Source organism: Moorena bouillonii PNG (assembly GCF_001942495.1).
GTDB lineage: Bacteria > Cyanobacteriota > Cyanobacteriia > Cyanobacteriales > Coleofasciculaceae > Moorena > Moorena bouillonii.
Genome location: NZ_MKZS01000001.1, coordinates 7025860 through 7043944, shown reverse-complemented (window position 1 = coordinate 7043944; position 18085 = coordinate 7025860). Strand labels below are relative to the sequence as shown.

Below are 18085 nucleotides of genomic sequence, written 5' to 3'. Positions count from 1 at the left end.
TGAGATGATCATGACAGGTTAATGCCCAGCTTCAATGCTGGATTATTTTCCCAGCGATCCGCGACATGGGCATAAATACAAGTTGTTCTGGGATCAGCATGTCCCAACAAATCTTGCACTTGCCGTAACTCAGCACCAGAACGGAGAGCTAATGTACCTGCGGTATGTCTCAAGCTATGGGCTGATATAGTTCTTCCTGGTGTTTGCTTAAGGTTAGTTTGCTCTAAATAGCTATCCACAACTAGCCGAATCCCCCGCCGGGAAATCCGCTTGCCACCCGCCCTGTTTCCAACAGCTATAAATAAAGGACTCGATGGTTTGACCACTTCCCCATTTTCTGCCCTTGCTTCGAGATAAGCCATCAGCAACTCAGCAAGATCTGGTGTTAATGGCACTATTCTAATATTACGCTTGCCTTCGACCCGAATTCCCAGATTACCCCCCTGCTTAACTACATCAGAGACATTTGCCCGATGTAACTCAATGCTACGGGGACCTTCCAATATCATGATTGCCAGCAGAAGTTTATCTCGCTTTGCCTTAAGGCTACCATCATTGGCTATAGCTGCTAACAACTTCTCAACTTCAGGCTTTTCCAAATAGGTAATCCTTGCCGCCGGGTCCAGCTTTTCCCGTGGCGGTTTCACCCCAAGGGCTGGATTGATAGTAATCAGTCCTTTTTCCACAGCAGCTTGATAAAAACGCTTGACAACTGACAACTTTAGTGATACCGTCGCTGGCTTAAATTTTTTAGTTTCTACCATCCAGCGGCGGTAACGCTTAATGTCCTCTTTAGTAACTGCAGCTGGATGAAGATTTATGCGATCGCACCAGTTCACAAACTGCTGAACCTGGCGGCGGTAGGTATTGACGGTATCAGCTGCAGCATCTCCTGCTGCCACATCGATATCGAGGAAATCAGCAAAAGCCTCCAGTAGGTTTGCTGTAGTAATGGTCAGGTGGTCAGGTTGAGGGGTGATGTGGTTTGGGGTATGAGTATCCACGGTGCCATTGGTGCCATTAACGTGAAGTTGTTAAGCATCTAGTACTATTATAGCCTCTTTAAGTACCGATAATCCCCCAACTCGGCGTTATACAAGCGTTTCTCAATGTAATACCAAATCCGTTTGTCAAAACCCCTTTATAAAAATCGACAAAATCTTTGTATGCCAGGAATCTATGGCTATGCGGATAAGGGGGGTATGGGAACAGGATTTGGTATAACTAATACTCCTGGGGATTAAGATGTTCGGAAGTCCTGGAAAGGTAAGTATAGCGACCGGGGAATCAGAAAGATTTGGCAAAGTATGCAGAAGAGGTGGGACTCAGTAAGCGCATTTCACCCCATCAGTTGCGTCACTTTCTGCTCACTTGGTTGAAAAAAACAAGGGATTGATGATGCCCTCATCCAACCCTATTCCGGGCATTCTTCTCGACAGTCATTGGAAGTGTATTCAAGACTGAGTATAGGGGAAGTTCAAGAAATTTATGACCAAGTGATGGTGAAGTTTCTTGTATGAAAGGGTTTCAGGTACTTTGGCACTTCGTGATAGCTTCTCTAGCATTACGCCTTGAACGAGGATTTCAACAATGGAATTGATGCAGTGCTGGATGGTGTGGACTTTGAGGGAGGCATTAGAGCCTATGCCGACCTGATTGAAACGGCCTCAGGGAACAGCTGTTTTGTCCCTGCCCTGTTCATTGGCACCATTGGGTTGATAAATTCCGATTGATTGGGGATTGGATGGCGTGAACCACCTGGTGTCAATCTTGCTTTTGTTGGTCGCGCGTCTAGCGTATCAGGCTCCTTTGAGGTGTTCGTTCAAGTGGGAGTTGTTGATAACTATCAACCATCAATAAGTTTACTAGTCCTAACGAAAGTATTGTAATCACAGCTACAGAAAGCAGCATCATAAATAAAGCAGATACGGGATCAGCCAGAATCATAAGGAAAATAGATGAGGGATCAGTCAGATCAATAGGATTGCTTCGTCTACGCGAGGGTACATACGGTTTTTCTTCTGGTCTTGGTCGTGGTGGTCTTGGTTCTGGTTCTGGCACGCGATAGTTATCACTGTGCTTATACATCAGCCTTTTTACCCGAGAAAGTTCAACGTCGTTACTGAAATAAAACCATTCGGTACCTCCTCCGGCAGTGCTGGCATGAGATCGCAATATTGCATGGAGTTTAGACTCCACTTCACTCGGTCGGCTTGTTTCTATTACATATTCGATGGTCAAAGGGAAGTCGTTACCAGTTTGGAGTTCTTTCAGTCTTATCTCTGGACTCCTCTTTGTTTTTCCTATTTTGAATGCGCCGGTAAAGTGCCCACTACTAGGGTTTATCTTTGCTATTAGGTAGACGTATGGCAAGCCTAGGTTGTTCTCCTTTGTATCGTTCTTTAGCGATCGCAGTGACTGTGAAAGGCTCAGGGGAGTGAAGATTGACCGGGGCTGGTATCCGTTGTGATTACGGAACCTCACCAAGGTGGGTAGAGGGAGTTTGACACTCCCAAATCGGTATGACCTGTTCAAAGCTCTTTCTAGACTATACCGAATAAGGTTCCTACGAGGCAAGGTTACCAAGGCTGAAGCTCTGCGTCTTGCTCAACTGGAGCTGTTGCAGAGCGAGGCATTTAATCTCCCCCTTTACTGGTCGGCTTTTATTTTGCTGGGAAATTGGTTGTGAGAAGTAGGGAATAGGGTGTAGGGTGGCCAAACCTTCCATTTTCCGGAAAGTATCACAAACGACAACACAGCCACAACCCATTCTTGACCTTGAACGCCACAAAGGCAAGGCAGAAAAATTGCCAACGATTTCCGGAAAGCAATTCTCTATTCCCAAAAGACAACTTCTGGATGTTGGCGTAATGCTAGAGAAGCTGTCATGAAGTGCCAAAGTACCTGAAACCCTTTTATACAGGGAACTAACCGGCCTACCGGCTAAGAAGAAGTTTGCTATCCATGCATGTATAAAGGGTGCGCTTGTAGGTAGGCGAATGAATAGCATTAACGACTGGGTGTATGCTATCAAGAGGCTCAAGAAAAATGTGCCCAACAGCGAGGAAATAGAGTCCACGGAGAAAACTCCTGAACCACCCTCTGAAGAATCTCCCAAACCACCTTCTAAGTCCATGGCTAGCAGACTGAAAGAATTAAAGCAAAAGTTCACCGAATTAACCGGGGTTCCAGCTAATAAGAGATCAGCTTTACTCGTCTGCGAGGAAGGCTCACTTGAAGGCAGGCGGATGATGAGCATCGTAGACTGGGAACACGCGATCTCGCAGATCAAAAAGAGGTTGGTTGATGTGGACGAATCTACTCCTGTGGCAAGTCAACCCGAGCCGGAACAAGCAGCTACAGAAGAGTCCGAAATCAGGGTTGCATCTACTTACGAATTAATTTGCACTCAACCCGAGTACATTGCTGAAGCGATCGCAGAGGCTGAAATCAAAGTCGGAAATTACATGAAATTAATAAAAGTGTTCCATCCGGATAGCAGCAAACTTCCTAAGGATAAAGCTGAGTCAGTTTCCAAGATACTAAATAACGTAAGAGATAAATTGGAACAACAAGGTTATGATTTATCATCAGGACAACCACTCTCAAAAGAAGAGCAGATCGAAGATATCTTCAGAGACAACCCCTCTGACTATGGAGATTCTGGGGAATTCTAATGTCAAACTGTCAGAGGAAGAGCTGACGGATCGTATTGATTCATATTATGAATTGTTTCCCAAGGATTTTCAAGATGCGTTAGATTCGAGGCGTCATTACAGAGTAAAAGACGATCGCAGGTTTAGTCTCGTAAGCGAAAGAGAATTCGATGAAGTAATAAATTCAGTCAATCCTGCCTCCAAGCCAGGAACCATAGTCGTCGAATACAAAAAAGACTGGCTAACGATAGATGACATAAATGAATGTATAGTTACTCGTGGTTACATCGAACTAGCAGAAAAACATTTAGATGATTTTACTTTCTTTATTTTTGTTTCAAAAGGGGCTTCTAGAGAAGTAAAAAATGTGGCAAAGAGACTCAGTGAAAGATGTGGAGTAGAAATCAAACTGTACTCATATTTTGAATACCTGAAAGGTATAGCAAAGAATTATGCTAAGTGGTCTGTCGATCGCCATTCCGAACCAGACGTAGTGAAACTCATCTATGATATTTATTCGTTCTATAGATATTCTGATCAATGGTATACGTCCGTTATGTCTACCGTAAGAGACTCAAGGAAAAATTCGAGATCCGAAGATTTTAACAGTTCTTCGAGTGAGGCAGCTAGGAGAAAGTCCCTCAAGGAAGTAAGACAGCAATTCACTCAATTAACTGGTTTGCTCGCTAAGAAACGGTTCGCGCTCAAAGTCTGCAAAAAAGGATCTATAGATGACTTGCGGATGATTAGTATAGCAGACTGGGAACATGCGATAGCTAACATCGACCAGAAATTATTAGATATCGAGCGATATACCTAAAACAGCCCCTGCAAGAAAACTAAAAAGATAGTTGACAATAGGTCTTTTTTTACCCCTATGCAAAAAAAACTCAGGTGTGTAAGCAGACCTGTCAACTTTATGTACTTGGAAATATAACCGATACATTACCTAGTTCTAATTCCAGGACTCAACTCTGTTCCTTTACCAGAATCCCGACAACGGAGCTACTTCCCACCAGACTCAAAACTATTGCGTAAAACTATTGTGTAAACAGGTCAACTGAAGTACCAATAACGCCCATTAAAGGAATTAATTATTTAATCACATTGCAATTAATCAATCGTTAACATCAAATTAGAACATCAAATTAGTGAGTACTAAAAAGCGATTGACCGTAGGTCACGCTACGCGAAGGCATTTCAGTGGCCGTTGTGCAGAGAGATGCCCAAAATAACAAAAAGGACAACAAGCATTCTTGATAATGCTTTGCTGTCCGTGAAGGGTTGAAGATTTAAGGTGATCCAGTTGTTCGCCTTTGACGTTCGGTGAAGGGTAGGTTATCCGGTTGTTCTTGCCCAGGTGTGCGGTATAGAGTAGCTTATACCAGGCTGGATCCCTTCTCCAGAAAATCCAGTAGAATACGCTGATGAGCAGGACCAAGGGGTCGCACCTGACCAGCCTTGGCAGAATAAGACTCGCCCTGACGAATCTGCTCAGGAGTCAACAACCCCATATCCCAGCCTTCCCCTAAGACCAACTGTGAAAGTTCCACGGTCAGGGGTACTGCAAACACATGGCGGAACACATGGGGTTCAGGATAATGGCCAAACAAAGATGCTGAGGGTAGTGCATAGCTAATTTCCTCCAGCAATTCCCGCTTGAGAGCTTCGATTGGGGTTTCTCCGGGTTCAATGTGTCCCCCAAATAAACCCCAGAAACCAGGGTAAAGAATACCAGGAATATTGTCCCGTAGCTGCATCAAAAACTGACCTTGCCGATATAGAATAGCGATCGCTACTTGAACTTGCTTACTGCTCATCTGTTGGTGCTGGAAGTAAGGGGGACTTAGGTTGATAGACTTGCCGTTGTAGCTGCTCAAGCTCTTGAATAAATAATTCACCCAAATCTTGTCCAGCAATGGGAATGCTTTGAAATTGAGGCTTACCTTGGATCAAGACTTGATCACCGATATTGGGCAAAGTTCCCTGAGAGACTACCCAAATGGTACTAGTAGCATCTTGGAGTTCATAAGCATTCGCATCTAAAAGTGGTGCTTGATTAGTAACTTTACCCCGAAGGTAAACTGTATCGATAGTATTCTGATTTTGTGGTATATCAAGGATTTTTGTGACCTTTACACCAGGGTAGCTAATATTAAGCTGATGAATGCCATTATGGGCTAAGGGACTACAGCCAACAGTCCCGGCTCCTACAAGTAAAACCCAAAACGGTAAAAGAGTTGACCAATACTTAGTTGGCATATTGAAATCCTATGATGTTTTCAGTTGTCAGTTGCCAATGAACTCTGTTTGGAGGAGTGAAAAAGGAAGTAGGTTGAAACATAAATGTTCGTTCCCCAGCCTCAAGTAAGTCGCTCCATGCATCTACAATGTTCTAACCCAAGTAGGCAGCATCTGTACACCCGTCTACACTGTTTAACCCAATTGACCAATGACCAACATACTCGATGGTAAGACCATAGCTAAAAAAATTCAGACCCAGCTGCAAGAACAGACACAGAAGCTGACGTTGAAACATGGACGACCACCTGGATTAGCAGTGTTGATGGTAGGTGACAACCCGGCTAGCGCTGCCTATGTTCGTAATAAAGAGCGTGCCTGTGCTAAAGTGGGCATTGCTTCTTTTGGTCGTCATTTTCCCAGTAACACGTCCCAAGCAGAACTCGAGGAAACCATTAACGCCCTCAATCAAGATCAGCGTGTAGATGGAATTCTGCTCCAGCTGCCCTTACCCGAACACCTAGATGCTGTTTCATTACTGCACCAAATCCATCCGGATAAAGATGTTGATGGATTACACCCTGTTAATCTAGGTCATCTGCTGCGGGGAGAGCCTGGTTTACGTAGCTGTACACCAGCAGGGATAATGCACCTGTTGCAAGAGTACCAGATTAATCTGTCTGGTCAAAAGACAGTAGTGGTAGGACGTAGTATTTTAGTAGGTAAACCTCTGGCACTAATGCTACTAGAAGCCAACGCTACAGTAACAATTGCTCATTCGCGCACCCAAGATCTGGGGGAGCTGACACGTCGAGCTGATATTTTGGTAGCAGCTGTGGGACGACCTCAACTGATTACCAGTGACATGGTAAAACCAGGTGCTGTTGTAATTGATGTTGGTATCAATCGCGTTAGTGATCAACAAGAAAAATCTCGTCTTGTGGGAGATGTCCACTTTGACTCTGTTCAGGAAACTGCCCGATATATTACCCCTGTCCCTGGTGGCGTCGGACCGATGACAGTGGCTATGCTACTAAATAACACGATCCTTAGTTATACAAATAGGTATTCTTGAACAGTTTTGCTCTTGTGAAGATTGATAACAATCAATCAAGTGAACTACCCCAGCCTACTTTGTTGAGGCCGGGGCTTCCAGCTTGGCCTTTGGCCACGCTACGCGAACACGGAAGAATGCCTTAACTTGGACGGACGCCCACGTCTTGGTCTTACTTCTTCTCCACTGGCGTTATCCTCCCCCGTCCCAGAGGAGGAGAGCATTCTGATCCCTTCTGCTCTAATATTTTTGGCCGCATTACCGTCTCTGTCATGACAAGTTCCACAACTTGGACAAGTCCAAGTCCTTACGTCTAGTGGCAATTCTTTGATTCGATAATGGCAATTAGAACAGGTTTTAGAACTGGGGAACCATCGATTTATCTCAACTAACACTTTTCCTTCTTTTTCGCATTTATAAGACAGGAAGTTTACAAAAGTTCCCCAGCTAAGATCAGATATTGCTTTAGCTAATTTATGGTTACGAACCATGCCCTTGACATTTAGGTTTTCAACTACTACTACCTGGTTCTGATCTACAATCTTCCTGGATAGTTTATGTAAGTAGTCTTGGCGGACATTTCCAATACGTTCATATACCTTAGCTACAATCCGGCGAGCCTTTCTGCACTTATTACTGCCTTTCTTTTTTCGGGCTGCAATACGTTGTTTCTTAGCTAATTTTTTCTCGGATCTAGCTATATGCTTAGGATTGCCAAATTTAGAGGTCTTTTCGCCATCGTAAGTAATAGCAAAATCTTTAATGCCCAAGTCAATCCCAATCACCTTTCCTAGGTGCGCTTGACCTTGGCGAATTAAATTCGCCACGGGTCGCACCTCTGTTGATGGCTTTATTCCTTTGGACTCGTATTCCATCAAAACAGAAGCGTAATATTTCCCAGAAGGATCTCTGCTAACTGTTACCGTTTTAATTTCCCCGTCTAATGGCCGATGAATCACTGCTTTGACAATTCCCAATTTTCCAGGAAATTTAAGGCGATCACCAACTTGCTTGACGTTTTGAGGATACTGAATGGATTGGCGATGGTGGTATGACTTGAACTTAGGATATTTTGCTCTACCTTGGCCTATGGCCACGCTTCGCGAACAAAAAAGTTCTGATATGCACGGCTAATATTGAGACTCACGGCTTGCAGTACCTGGGAGTAGCACTCCTTTAGCCATTCAGTCTCTTTCTCTTTTTTGAGTTTTGGCAGCATAGAGTTGAGTGCAGATTGCTTTAGTCCTTTGCCAGTTTCTTTGTAAGTCTCTATGCAGTGATTTAACGCATAATTCCACCACCAGCGAGCACATCCAAAATGCTGAGCTAATATTTGAACTTGCTCTTTTGTCGGATAGATTCTGACTTTGACGGCTTTATGTTTCATCGCACTCAACTCTTTTATCGACCTTGTTACTATCATATATATAATACAGTAACACGTCAAGACATCGAAAAACTTTTCGCTTATCCTGTCCGTGCTTTCAACAAACACGCTAACCCTACGGGTATAGCGTGGGACTTCCCGCACGGCTAGTTAATGGGGTTGCCTACTTATGCGATCGCACCCAACTGTTTCAGAGTTGCTTTCTGTGCCTCAGTTAATCCTGTCACTCCAGTGATATTCATGGCTTCGTAGAGTCTCGGAGCTCTGAGAATTTTCAGGCACTTGCCCGTCTTAGTGTCCCAAAGCCTCACGGTTTGGTCTTGAGAGCCACTAGCTATAATTTGACCATCCCCACTAAAGGCAACAGAAGAGACCAGATGAGTATGTCCGATGCAAGTGTGGCGGCATTCCCCTGTCGAAACATCCCACACCTTGACAGTTTGGTCGTGAGAGCCGCTAGCGATAGTGTTGCCATCGGGACTGAATGCCACGGAAAAGACCCAATTGTTGTGTCCGCGTAATAGTTTAGAGCATTGACCCGTACTCAAATCCCAGAGGCGTACCGTTTCGTCTGTACTACAACTGGCCAGGATAGTATCCTTAGGACTGAAAGCGACGGATTTGACCCGATTACCATGTCCCTGTAACGTTTTCAAGCATTCCCCTGTGCTGACATCCCACAGCCTCACCGTTTGGTCTGTATTGCTACTCGCCAAGGTTTTACCATCACTACTGAAAGCCACTGACCAGATCTGATTAGTATGTCCTTCCAAAGTGCTGACGCAGTGACCAGTACGCTGATCCCAAAGCCTCACCGTTTGGTCAGCACTGCCACTGGCTAGGGTTTTCCCATCACCACTGAAAGTGACCGAATAGATCCAATCAGTATGTCCGTGCAAAATCTTTAAGCATTCTCCCGTCTTGATATCCCACAGCCTGATTGTTTCGTCTCTACTGCTACTAGCTACGGTTTTACCGTCACTACTAAAGGCCACTGAACACACGTGAGCAGTATGTCCGTGCAAAATACTGATACAGCGATCGCTATGATAATCCCATAGTCTGACTGTATTATCGTTACTGCCACTAGCCAAAGTTTTACCATCAGGACTGAAAGCCACTGGAAATACCCAATCAGTACTTCCCTGCCAAGTTTTCAAGCATTGACCAGTGCCCCAATCCCAAAGTCTGACAGTTTGATCTAAACTCACACAGACTAGGGTGTTACCTTGAGGGCTAAACGCCACAGAAAAGATCTGATTAGTATGTCCATGCAAGGTTTTCAGGCAAATACCAGTGTGGTAATCCCATAGCCTTACAGTATGGTCGCCACTACCAGTAGCTAGGGTTTTGCCGTCAGTGCTAAAAGCCACTGAGTAGACTCCACTACTATGTCCGGTGTGAGTACTAACACAGCTACCAGTCCTAGCATCCCACAGTCTGACAGTGTGGTCATTACTGCCACTGGCTAGGGTTTTGCCATCAGTGCTAAAAGCAACTGAGCGTACTCCACTGGTATGTCCAGTACAAGTTCTAACCCAACTACCAGTGCTAGCATCCCAGAGTTTGACAGTGTGGTCATCACTGCCACTGGCTAGGGTTTTGCCATTAGTACTAAAAGCCACTGATCTCACACAACCGGTATGTCCAGTAAAGGTATTAAGGCATTCAGCCGTGTCAGCATCCCAGAGTCTGACAGTTTGGTCGCTACTACCACTAATCAGGGTATTACCTTGAGGATTAAAAGCAACTGAGAACACTTCATCAGTATGTCCAGTACAAGTTTGTAAGCACCTGCCATCACTGACTTGCCATAACTTTACGGTATGGTCAGCACTACCACTGGCTAAGGTTTTACCATCCCCACTAAACGCAACAGAGCGTACCCAATTAGTGTGACCCTCACAGATTACCAGTAGTTTACCAGTTTGCACATGCCATAGGCGAATCTGAAAATCTGTATCACAGATTGCCAACATCCTCCCATCTGGACTAAATGCTGCCGATAACATATTCCCTAGGGTTTCAGTAAACACTGAGCCAGCCAAGTCACAGCCAGCGAAATTGACATTGTGTAATGTCAGTCCCTGTAGGTTGGCTTGCCAAACTGTCAGGCCAGAAAAGTCATAACCGTTTAAATCAATCTGTAATTGAGTAAGTAAATTAATAGTATTACCACTGACATATCCCATCTGGAGAGTAGATTTTTTAACCCCAGGAGTCGGGGCGCGCAGCATTGAGAGGATTTCCAGGAGATGATTTTCCAGCTGTTTTGTAGAACCAAAACTGGAGAGTAATTTCTCAATAATCGGTTCTAGAATCAGACAGACTTGAGCATCCCGAACATAGTCAGGGGCGCTGGCTTTGATTAGGGAGTGAGTGCGGAAGATAGCGATATTTTGACTAATAATCTCTTCAGGAATCTGCTCGATGAGTCGATTAATCATGTATTCCATGACTACAGGTTGTTGGGTAAACCCAGTTGAGGTTTTCTCAATCAATGACCGCCGTTGTAGAGACCCTACAGCTTCTAAAATATCCGTAGCGCATAGGTAGCAGACAAAGTCTTCTTGCAGTTCTTCAAGAGAAATGGGTTCCCGATTGATAGCTAGCCAGTACATCAGTTCCTTTTCTGTGGAGGTAAGGCGCTGAAAGTGCCGATCTAGTAAATCCCGAATATCATCAAAAATGAATGAGCCTTCCTTTAAAAAATCCAGAAACTGAGCAATATTGCTATCAAAAAAGTCTCTGACTGCACAGGCTACCATCTTTAAGGCTAAAGGATTTCCCGCATAACGCTCAATTAGGGTCATCCATTGGGTGTCATCGCCAATAAAATTTCCCTTTTCCTTAAAGATTTCCTGTCCATGGGTTTCTGGTAAACCTTTGAGTGGGAAGCAGCGAACCGGTAAGGCTTCCCCCTCCAGAAGGGTCAAGTCTTGAGGTGCCTCCCGGGAGGTCATCACTAGGCAGCTGTTGTGGGAGGTTTCCCCAATAGTTCTGAGTAGCTCACCGTATCCAGCGTATCCCTCTCGATAGCCACCGGTGCGAGAACCACTTTCGAGGATCGATTCGGTATTATCAAGAACCAGCAGGCAACGCGCCGTCTGTAAATACTGAATCAATCGCAAAATTTTGCCATCCACAGACGACGGTAAATTCGTTTCCTGCTGCACAGACAGAAATTGAATCATGTCTGCCAGGACTTCCTCTAGGGGCGGAGCATTGCGTAGACTGCGCCAAATCACAAACTCAAATTTATCCTGTAGCAGATGGGCTAACTTCACAGCCAAGGTGGTTTTGCCAATTCCCCCCATCCCTAGAAGTGCCACCAGGCAGCAGTTGTCCTGTAGAATCCATTCCTGTAGGGTATTCAGTTCCTGCATCCGACCGTAGAAACTCCTCGGTTCTGGAGCTCCACCCCAATCAAGATGTCCAATTCCAGCCAGAGCAGTTGTCGATAGCGCTGTTAGCTCCATCTGATCTATCTCAATCTCATCCGGCTCAACTACCTTTTCCCAATCAAGACCTACAGCACTACAAATGGCCATGAAGGTGTCAGTACGAATTGACTGTCTCCCCCAAAATCGGTTTAAGGTTGCCTTAGAAGTAAATGCGCTAGTATACCAAGCTACCGCTGTTTTGTTCCATCTTTTCTGACGTCTAGCTTGGTCTACTAATTTAAGTCCTGATTCAGATGCTCGCACGGAATTCATCATAAGTCCACTCTCTTGCTTTGCTTAACCCCCAATCCATGGGGTCGATCGCTATGGCACCATCCCTAATCCAGCCATCACTATACCTAAATCTTTAATCTATGGGTGAGCAAAAAGCCGCGCAATGTATAAATGTTATCGAAAGTTATGGAATTAGTTAGGCAAGGTTAACTAAGAGGGAATCTGAGGTAAAAATGAGAAAAATCTCAGAAACACAGCATAACTGAAACCACTGAGACAAAAACTGAGACAAACCTGTTTAAATTCTATGCTAGCAGGGCGGGTTTTTAACCTACAGTTCCCGACTCCCGACTCCCGACTCCCGACTCCCGACTCCCGACTCCCGACTCCCGACTCCCGACTCCCGACTCCCGACTCCCGACTCCCGACTCCCGACTCCCGACTCCCTACTCCCTACTCCCTACTCCCTACTCCCTGATCCGAAGTGCCCTTTGCTATATCAGTTATCCTGTTGAGTTCAACCTGAGCCAAATCTGATAAATTACTGAGATAATTCTAAAAAAAACCAGACAACTCACGTGAGTTTCAGTTACTAAGACAAAAACTGAGGCAAAAACTGAGACTTTCGCTTTGTGAGTGTCAGGCACGATAGAAATATCGAGATTGAGCTAAGTGCCATGAAACACTAAAAGTTAGTTTTCCAACACTTAGTTCGATAGGAATCTAAGATTTTGGAAAACACCACATCATGTAATCGAGTCAAAAGGAGTCTCTTATGTCTCTTGGTAAAAATTATCGTTTGGCAAGAATTCTCAAAGGATTAGACAACTATTTTATAGTTCCAATTGACCATGGATTTACACTGGGTCCGGTTAGTGGTCTGGCAAAAGTTCATCAATTTATCAGATCGTTACCGGAGAAAACCATTAGTGCAATTGTTGCTCATCAAGGGATAGCTCGGGCAATCCATCCAGGTTTAATTCAGAAAGATATATCGTTAATTTTGCATCTTTCTGGGTCAACTAACCTATCTCCCGATCCATCTTCCAAACATCTAGTCAGTAGTGTTGAACAAGCCATTAAGCTTGGTGCAGATGGAGTTTCAATTCACGTTAATCTTGGGGCAAAGGATGAATATCGTATGCTCAAAGATTTCAGCCAAATATCAGCAGCCTGTCATCAATGGGGTATGCCATTGCTAGCAATGGTTTATGCACGAGGAGAAAAGATTAAAAATGAGTACGATGCAGATGCGATCGCTCACTCAACCAGATTGGCCTGGGAGCTAGGAGCAGATATTGTCAAGGTCAACTACACTGGCGATGTTCAATCCTTCAGACAAGTTGTTAATGCCGTTGACATCCCTGTTATCGTTGCCGGAGGAGCAAAGAGCAATGCAGATAGCTCGATCTTATCGATGATCAAAGATGCCATCAGGGCTGGCGGTAAAGGCGTTGCTGTTGGTAGAAATATATTTCAACACAGTAATCCCTCATTCATTTCTCAAGAAATTGCCAAAGTTATCAGTAATCCCTATCAGTTTGCCATCAAGGAGGTAGCGTAATGAAATTATCTTGGTTAGACCTCAGAAGCTTTAATGATGTTGACTATAAAGCACTGTGTGGATCTCTAAACTCTGATATCAATGGAGTGGTGGTTGATTCATCAAGTCCAGTCATGGATTGTCATGAATCTGTCTCTCGCATTGCTTTTGTAGACAGCCCAGAAGAAGCGGACGGATGTATCGAAAAGGCCGATATAGTACTGTTTGATCATTCCTGGTATTCTGAAATAACTACTCAACCAGAAACCTACAAATCTAAAGCAGAAATTGGATTTTTTATTCATGTTATCGACGACGATACCTTACAAACTGCTTGTAATATCGCTAGACAGGAAAAATGGGCTGTCATCTATTTTAAAGACACCACAAAAATTCCTCTGGAGATTGTTTTAGCCTCAGCAGACAACACGGATGGGCAAATAATTACCGTTGTCAAAGATATTGAGGAAGCAGAAATTGTCCTGGGGGTCTTAGAAAAAGGGTCACATGGAGTCATGCTAACCCCTAACGGGATTATCGATGCCAGGGAGCTTGGGCAACTGTGTCGTAAGGCCAACAATTTGGAAGTTTCACTGGAAGAACTTGAAGTAACAAAAATTTCCCATATTGGAATGGGAGAACGGGCTTGTGTAGATACTTGTTCTAACTTTGCCAAAGATGAAGGTATACTCATTGGTTCTTATTCCCAAGGAATGATTTTAGTTAGCAGCGAGACCCATCCACTGCCCTACATGCCAACTCGTCCTTTCCGAGTCAATGCTGGTGCTATACATTCTTATTTAGTGTCTAGTGTTAGTCAAACTAATTATCTTAGTGAGCTGAGTTCAGGACACAAAGTATTAGGGGTAAATTGTGATGGCAAGGCACGAGAAATAGTTGTAGGCAGGATGAAGATAGAAGTTCGTCCGCTACTCAGTATCGATGCAGTGTCTCAATCGGGAATTCCGGTAAATGTGATTGTCCAAGACGATTGGCATGTAAGAGTTCTTGGACCTGGTGGTAAAGTCCTGAATGTCACAGAATTGAAGCCTGGTGATAAGCTGCTTGGTCATACTGCGCCCAGTGGACGCCATGTTGGGCTTCCAGTGAAAGAGTCTTGTCTGGAAAAGTAAATAATATCATGTCCGGGAGTATCGATTACCAAAGAAACAACGACAAATAACACTATCGCCCACAACCGGACACGATATCACTTCCTTGGAAACAATCAACATGTATTAGCAAGTAAGAGGGGATTTAAGAATGAGTACATTACTTAGCTTAAATGACTATCAGCCAAAAGACTATAAGTCCAAACAAAATACGCAGACTGAATCGACCTTAGGTTTTAAAGACAAATCGATTGAGACTAACTCAAGTAACCTTGAGGCAGAATCCGACTCTCAAATTTGGGTTAAAGCCCCTGATATCCCTAACTCGATTCATTGTGAAGAAGCTCTTATTTTAGGTCGGGAATCTGAAAATACCTGGCTAGCTTGGATTCCCGATTATGGTCAGATTATTTTGTCTGATAGTGAACTTGCAAATTTGATTTGAATTGTAAAAAAAAATCGGCATTGTTGCCATTACATTATCTGTTAGGTAGTATCAATTATATTTCGACACCACTTTGGATTTAACCTCATGAACATTAACCCAACTATTTTGCCATTGTACCAAAGACTTAAGTTATTCCTTGCCAAGCCATTAGGATGTGGTAACTTTCTCCAGTACTCTGTTGCTAATAACCCTTATCGAAACAATGATTTTTTGTTTTTAGAAAAACCTTTTAAAACATTCACAGGGGAGACCATCAACAGTTTTAGTTTATCTTCCTTAAAAGATGTTGTTGATAACTATGCCTCTTGGTACAGGAAATCTGGTGTTCGTGAGAATGATCCTGTTGCTATCTATTTAGACGATGGAATCGGTTACTTTATCCATTACTTAGCACTAAACAACCTCGGTGCTATTCCAGTTTTGGTAAACGGTCGTATGGATCCTGATATTGCTGCTGACTTTATCAGGCGTGTTGGTGCCATTGGTTTATATTCTGATCAGAAGCACCTGGATACTATTAGTGGCTACGTCAAAACTAATGACTCATTAAAGTTTATTGCCACAGATGTCAACAATACAGCTGTTCAGAGCTCAGAGATAGAGCTTCCCCAGTGGTATCCATATTCTCCTACAGATTCTCATCCAATTATGATCTGTCATTCCTCTGGTACTACTGGAAAGCCTAAGCCAGTGATATTTGGGCATCAACAGTTTTTCTTTGGCAAACGCATTCGGCTGCTAAATTTCCCAGCTAGTCCATCCGATAAGTTTTTGTTTGCTTTACCTAGTTCACATTCGGCGGGAATTAGCTACTTTATGACAGTAACCTTACTGGGATTACCCACTATGGTTTTGTCAGATTTATCTGGGAATAATGCTATTACTCAAGCTGAAGAACTTAAAGCGACTATAGTAGCAGCTTTTCCACAAACCTATGCCGACATGGCTTCCCAGGCTTTAGAAAAAGACCAATTGAGTTCTGTAAAAATGTGGATTAATACAGGAGATGCTGCCCATGAAGCTCATATCAGGACTCTGGTAAATGCTGGGAATTCTAAATCAGTCTTTATTGATGGTTTGGGTGCTTCAGAACTCGGCATGGCTTTGTTTAATAAAGTCTCTAGTCGCCAGACAAGCTTGTATAATCGATATATGGGTAAACCACGCAGTTTTGTAAAAGCTGTAGTATTAGATGAGGAGGGAAATCTACTGGCACCCTATCAGGTAGGTTTCCTGGGTATTAAATCTCCAACTATTACACCAGGCTATTGGAATGATTCTAACCGCACCCTCAAAAGTTATAAACAAGGGTACTGGATTAGTGGGGATTTGGCTTATTATGATCAGGATAATAAATTTTTTCACGTGGATCGTGCGGTTGATGCGATTCAGTGCGCTAGCGGCTTAGTCAATACCTTACCCATCGAAGAATTAATTTTGAAGAACAACTCAGCTGTTGCTGATTGTACAATAATTGGTGTTCCTAAGGAAAAAGGCTTGGATGGTTTGGTAGCTTTTATAAAGCTGAAAGCGCCAGTAAATATTACAGCATCAGCTCTGATTACTGCTATCAATAAGCAACTATTGGATAACAAGTTTGAATCCTTGTCTTTCTTAGAAATCGTCAGTAATCTTCCTGTAGGATCAACAGGAAAAGTATTGAAAAGGAAGCTTCGCGAGCAATATCAGGATATCCTAATTTGTGCTGAGCATAACTTAGAGAGTAAAGGGCTTCATGATTTTGCTTATCCACAGCCAACTAAAGTTCCAGTTAGGTCTTAGATTTTTTATACTTCACTGAACATTTTTAACTCAAGTAAACTAGAAGGAGACTAGTCAATGGAAGCGATTAATAAACAGTTGGGACCGGACAAACTATTAGAATTAGGGTTGGCTTTTTCGGCATCTAAGACATTCTTAAGTGCAGTGGAACTGGGAGTATTTACTGAACTGGCTCAGAGTTCTATGACTGCTGCTGAATTGACTGAAAAACTAGGACTTCATCCCCGTAGCGCGCGAGATTTTTTGGATGCACTGGTTGCCTTAAACGTGTTAGACCGTTCTAATCACCGTTACAGTAACACCCCTGAAAGTGATTTGTTTCTTGACCGCTCCAAGCCTTCCTATATCGGTGGTTGTCTAGAAATGTGCAACAGCCGTCTCTATGGATTTTGGGGTTCATTAACAGAAGGGTTACAGAGCGGTCAACCCCAGAATGAAGCCAAAAATGGAGAAGACTTCTTCGGCACCCTTTACAGGGACCCTGCCCGCCTAAAACTCTTTCTGGAAGCAATGTCTGGGGTCAGTATGGGAGTAGCTAAGGCGATCGCTGATAAATTTCCCTGGGAGAAGTTTCAGACCTTTATCGATATCGGTACGGCTCAAGGGCAGTTACCAGTAACCGTTGCCCTAAGTCACGACCATTTACGTGGAGGTGGGTTCGACTTGCCAGTGGTTCGCCCAATTTACGAGGAATATGTTGCTTCCAGAGGACTTAGCCAGCGATTAAACTTTCATGGTGGTGACTTTTTCCAGGATATGCTGCCTAGTGCTGATGTTTTGGTAATGGGACAAATCCTCCATGACTGGAATCTAGAACAAAAGCACCTGTTAATTGCCAAAGCCTACGAAGCACTCCCGACCGGTGGGGCATTGATTGTCTACGACGCACTAATTGACGATCAGCGCTGCCAGAACAAGTTTGGGTTACTCATGAGCCTAAATATGCTGATCGAAACCTTTGGGGGTTTCGACTACACAGGAGCAGACTGCTGTGCTTGGATGGACAAAGCAGGATTCAAAGACACTTACACTAAACCTCTTCTAGGAGCTTACTCAATGGCAGTAGGCATCAAATAATCCCAATTAGAGGTTAGCAGGCGATCAAGTTAGCAGGTTAGAAGGTTAGAAGGTTAGCAGGTTGAAGGTTAGCAGGTTGAAGGTTAGCAGGTTGAAGGTTAGCAGGTT

At 43.8% G+C, this 18085-nt stretch carries 17 protein-coding genes and 2 pseudogenes; 13 read left to right on the top strand and 6 right to left on the bottom strand.

The genetic code is table 11. The annotated features are described in order from the left end of the window. Positions 1-8: 8 nt before the first annotated feature. The gene (locus BJP37_RS28615) at positions 9-1004 is read right to left on the bottom strand and encodes a tyrosine-type recombinase/integrase (RefSeq protein ID WP_075903929.1); all 996 of its coding nucleotides are present in this window, start codon (positions 1002-1004) and stop codon (positions 9-11) included. A 252-nt stretch (positions 1005-1256) separates the two neighbouring features. Here BJP37_RS28615 and BJP37_RS45205 point away from each other — a divergent pair. Beyond that, a pseudogene (locus tag BJP37_RS45205) lies at positions 1257-1520 on the top strand (tyrosine-type recombinase/integrase); the annotation flags it as partial. A gap of 51 nt (positions 1521-1571) precedes the next feature. After that, entirely contained in the window at positions 1572-1733 is a 162-nt protein-coding gene (locus BJP37_RS40225) for a hypothetical protein (protein WP_158069812.1), read from the top strand. 58 nt (positions 1734-1791) lie between these two features. Here the strand turns inward: BJP37_RS40225 and BJP37_RS28605 are convergent, their stop codons facing one another. Next, positions 1792-2373 carry a GIY-YIG nuclease family protein gene (locus tag BJP37_RS28605; protein WP_075903928.1) on the bottom strand — a complete coding sequence of 194 codons (582 nt, stop codon included), beginning with the start codon at positions 2371-2373 and terminating at the stop codon, positions 1792-1794. A gap of 115 nt (positions 2374-2488) precedes the next feature. Between BJP37_RS28605 and BJP37_RS37720 the strand changes: the two genes are divergently transcribed. From BJP37_RS37720 to BJP37_RS28590, 4 genes are all read left to right on the top strand, one after another. Next, positions 2489-2689, top strand: coding sequence for a CHAT domain-containing protein (locus BJP37_RS37720; protein ID WP_075903926.1), 201 nt, complete (start codon positions 2489-2491; stop codon positions 2687-2689). A gap of 22 nt (positions 2690-2711) precedes the next feature. Continuing rightward, complete coding sequence (locus BJP37_RS41665; RefSeq protein ID WP_143727848.1) at positions 2712-2891, top strand: hypothetical protein; 180 nt, start codon at positions 2712-2714, stop codon at positions 2889-2891. Positions 2892-2999: 108 nt separating this feature from the next. Continuing rightward, complete coding sequence (locus BJP37_RS28595; RefSeq protein ID WP_075903925.1) at positions 3000-3677, top strand: hypothetical protein; 678 nt, start codon at positions 3000-3002, stop codon at positions 3675-3677. Further along, a complete protein-coding gene (locus BJP37_RS28590; RefSeq protein ID WP_075903923.1) occupies positions 3655-4476 on the top strand; it encodes a hypothetical protein in 822 nt (273 codons plus the stop codon). Before BJP37_RS28595 ends, BJP37_RS28590 begins: the two co-directional genes overlap by 23 nt. 559 nt (positions 4477-5035) lie before the next feature. Here BJP37_RS28590 and BJP37_RS28585 read toward each other — a convergent pair. Both BJP37_RS28585 and BJP37_RS28580 read right to left on the bottom strand, forming a co-directional pair. Further along, a complete protein-coding gene (locus BJP37_RS28585; protein WP_075903922.1) occupies positions 5036-5476 on the bottom strand; it encodes an NUDIX hydrolase in 441 nt (146 codons plus the stop codon). Further along, positions 5466-5918 (bottom strand): hypothetical protein, encoded by a 453-nt coding sequence (locus BJP37_RS28580; RefSeq protein ID WP_075903920.1) that lies wholly within the window; start codon positions 5916-5918, stop codon positions 5466-5468. Before BJP37_RS28580 ends, BJP37_RS28585 begins: the two co-directional genes overlap by 11 nt. 190 nt (positions 5919-6108) lie before the next feature. Here BJP37_RS28580 and folD point away from each other — a divergent pair, with 190 nt between their 5' ends. Next, positions 6109-6972, top strand: coding sequence for a bifunctional methylenetetrahydrofolate dehydrogenase/methenyltetrahydrofolate cyclohydrolase FolD (folD, locus tag BJP37_RS28575; RefSeq protein WP_075903917.1), 864 nt, complete (start codon positions 6109-6111; stop codon positions 6970-6972). A gap of 98 nt (positions 6973-7070) precedes the next feature. Here the strand turns inward: folD and BJP37_RS28570 are convergent. Together BJP37_RS28570 and BJP37_RS28565 are read right to left on the bottom strand one after the other, a co-directional pair. After that, positions 7071-8338 (bottom strand): annotated as a pseudogene (locus tag BJP37_RS28570) (RNA-guided endonuclease InsQ/TnpB family protein). Positions 8339-8505: 167 nt separating this feature from the next. Beyond that, positions 8506-12057, bottom strand: coding sequence for an NB-ARC domain-containing protein (locus tag BJP37_RS28565; RefSeq protein WP_075903915.1), 3552 nt, complete (start codon positions 12055-12057; stop codon positions 8506-8508). A gap of 265 nt (positions 12058-12322) precedes the next feature. On the opposite strand from BJP37_RS28565, the gene BJP37_RS41660 reads away from it, so the two are divergent. The 6 genes from BJP37_RS41660 to BJP37_RS28540 all read left to right on the top strand — a co-directional run bounded on the left by BJP37_RS41660 (position 12323) and on the right by BJP37_RS28540 (position 17977). Beyond that, positions 12323-12493, top strand: coding sequence for a hypothetical protein (locus BJP37_RS41660; RefSeq protein ID WP_198954216.1), 171 nt, complete (start codon positions 12323-12325; stop codon positions 12491-12493). Between the two features lie 297 nt (positions 12494-12790). After that, a complete protein-coding gene (locus BJP37_RS28560) occupies positions 12791-13579 on the top strand; it encodes a 2-amino-3,7-dideoxy-D-threo-hept-6-ulosonate synthase (protein WP_075903913.1) in 789 nt (262 codons plus the stop codon). Continuing rightward, entirely contained in the window at positions 13579-14691 is a 1113-nt protein-coding gene (locus BJP37_RS28555; RefSeq protein ID WP_075903910.1) for a 3-dehydroquinate synthase II family protein, read from the top strand. The genes BJP37_RS28560 and BJP37_RS28555 overlap by 1 nt, the downstream gene beginning before the upstream one ends. Positions 14692-14821: 130 nt before the next feature. Further along, positions 14822-15115 (top strand): hypothetical protein, encoded by a 294-nt coding sequence (locus BJP37_RS28550; RefSeq protein ID WP_075903908.1) that lies wholly within the window; start codon positions 14822-14824, stop codon positions 15113-15115. A gap of 87 nt (positions 15116-15202) precedes the next feature. Further along, a complete protein-coding gene (locus BJP37_RS28545) occupies positions 15203-16900 on the top strand; it encodes a class I adenylate-forming enzyme family protein (protein WP_075903906.1) in 1698 nt (565 codons plus the stop codon). A gap of 57 nt (positions 16901-16957) precedes the next feature. Beyond that, positions 16958-17977, top strand: coding sequence for a methyltransferase (locus BJP37_RS28540; protein ID WP_075903904.1), 1020 nt, complete (start codon positions 16958-16960; stop codon positions 17975-17977). Positions 17978-18085 lie beyond the last annotated feature (108 nt).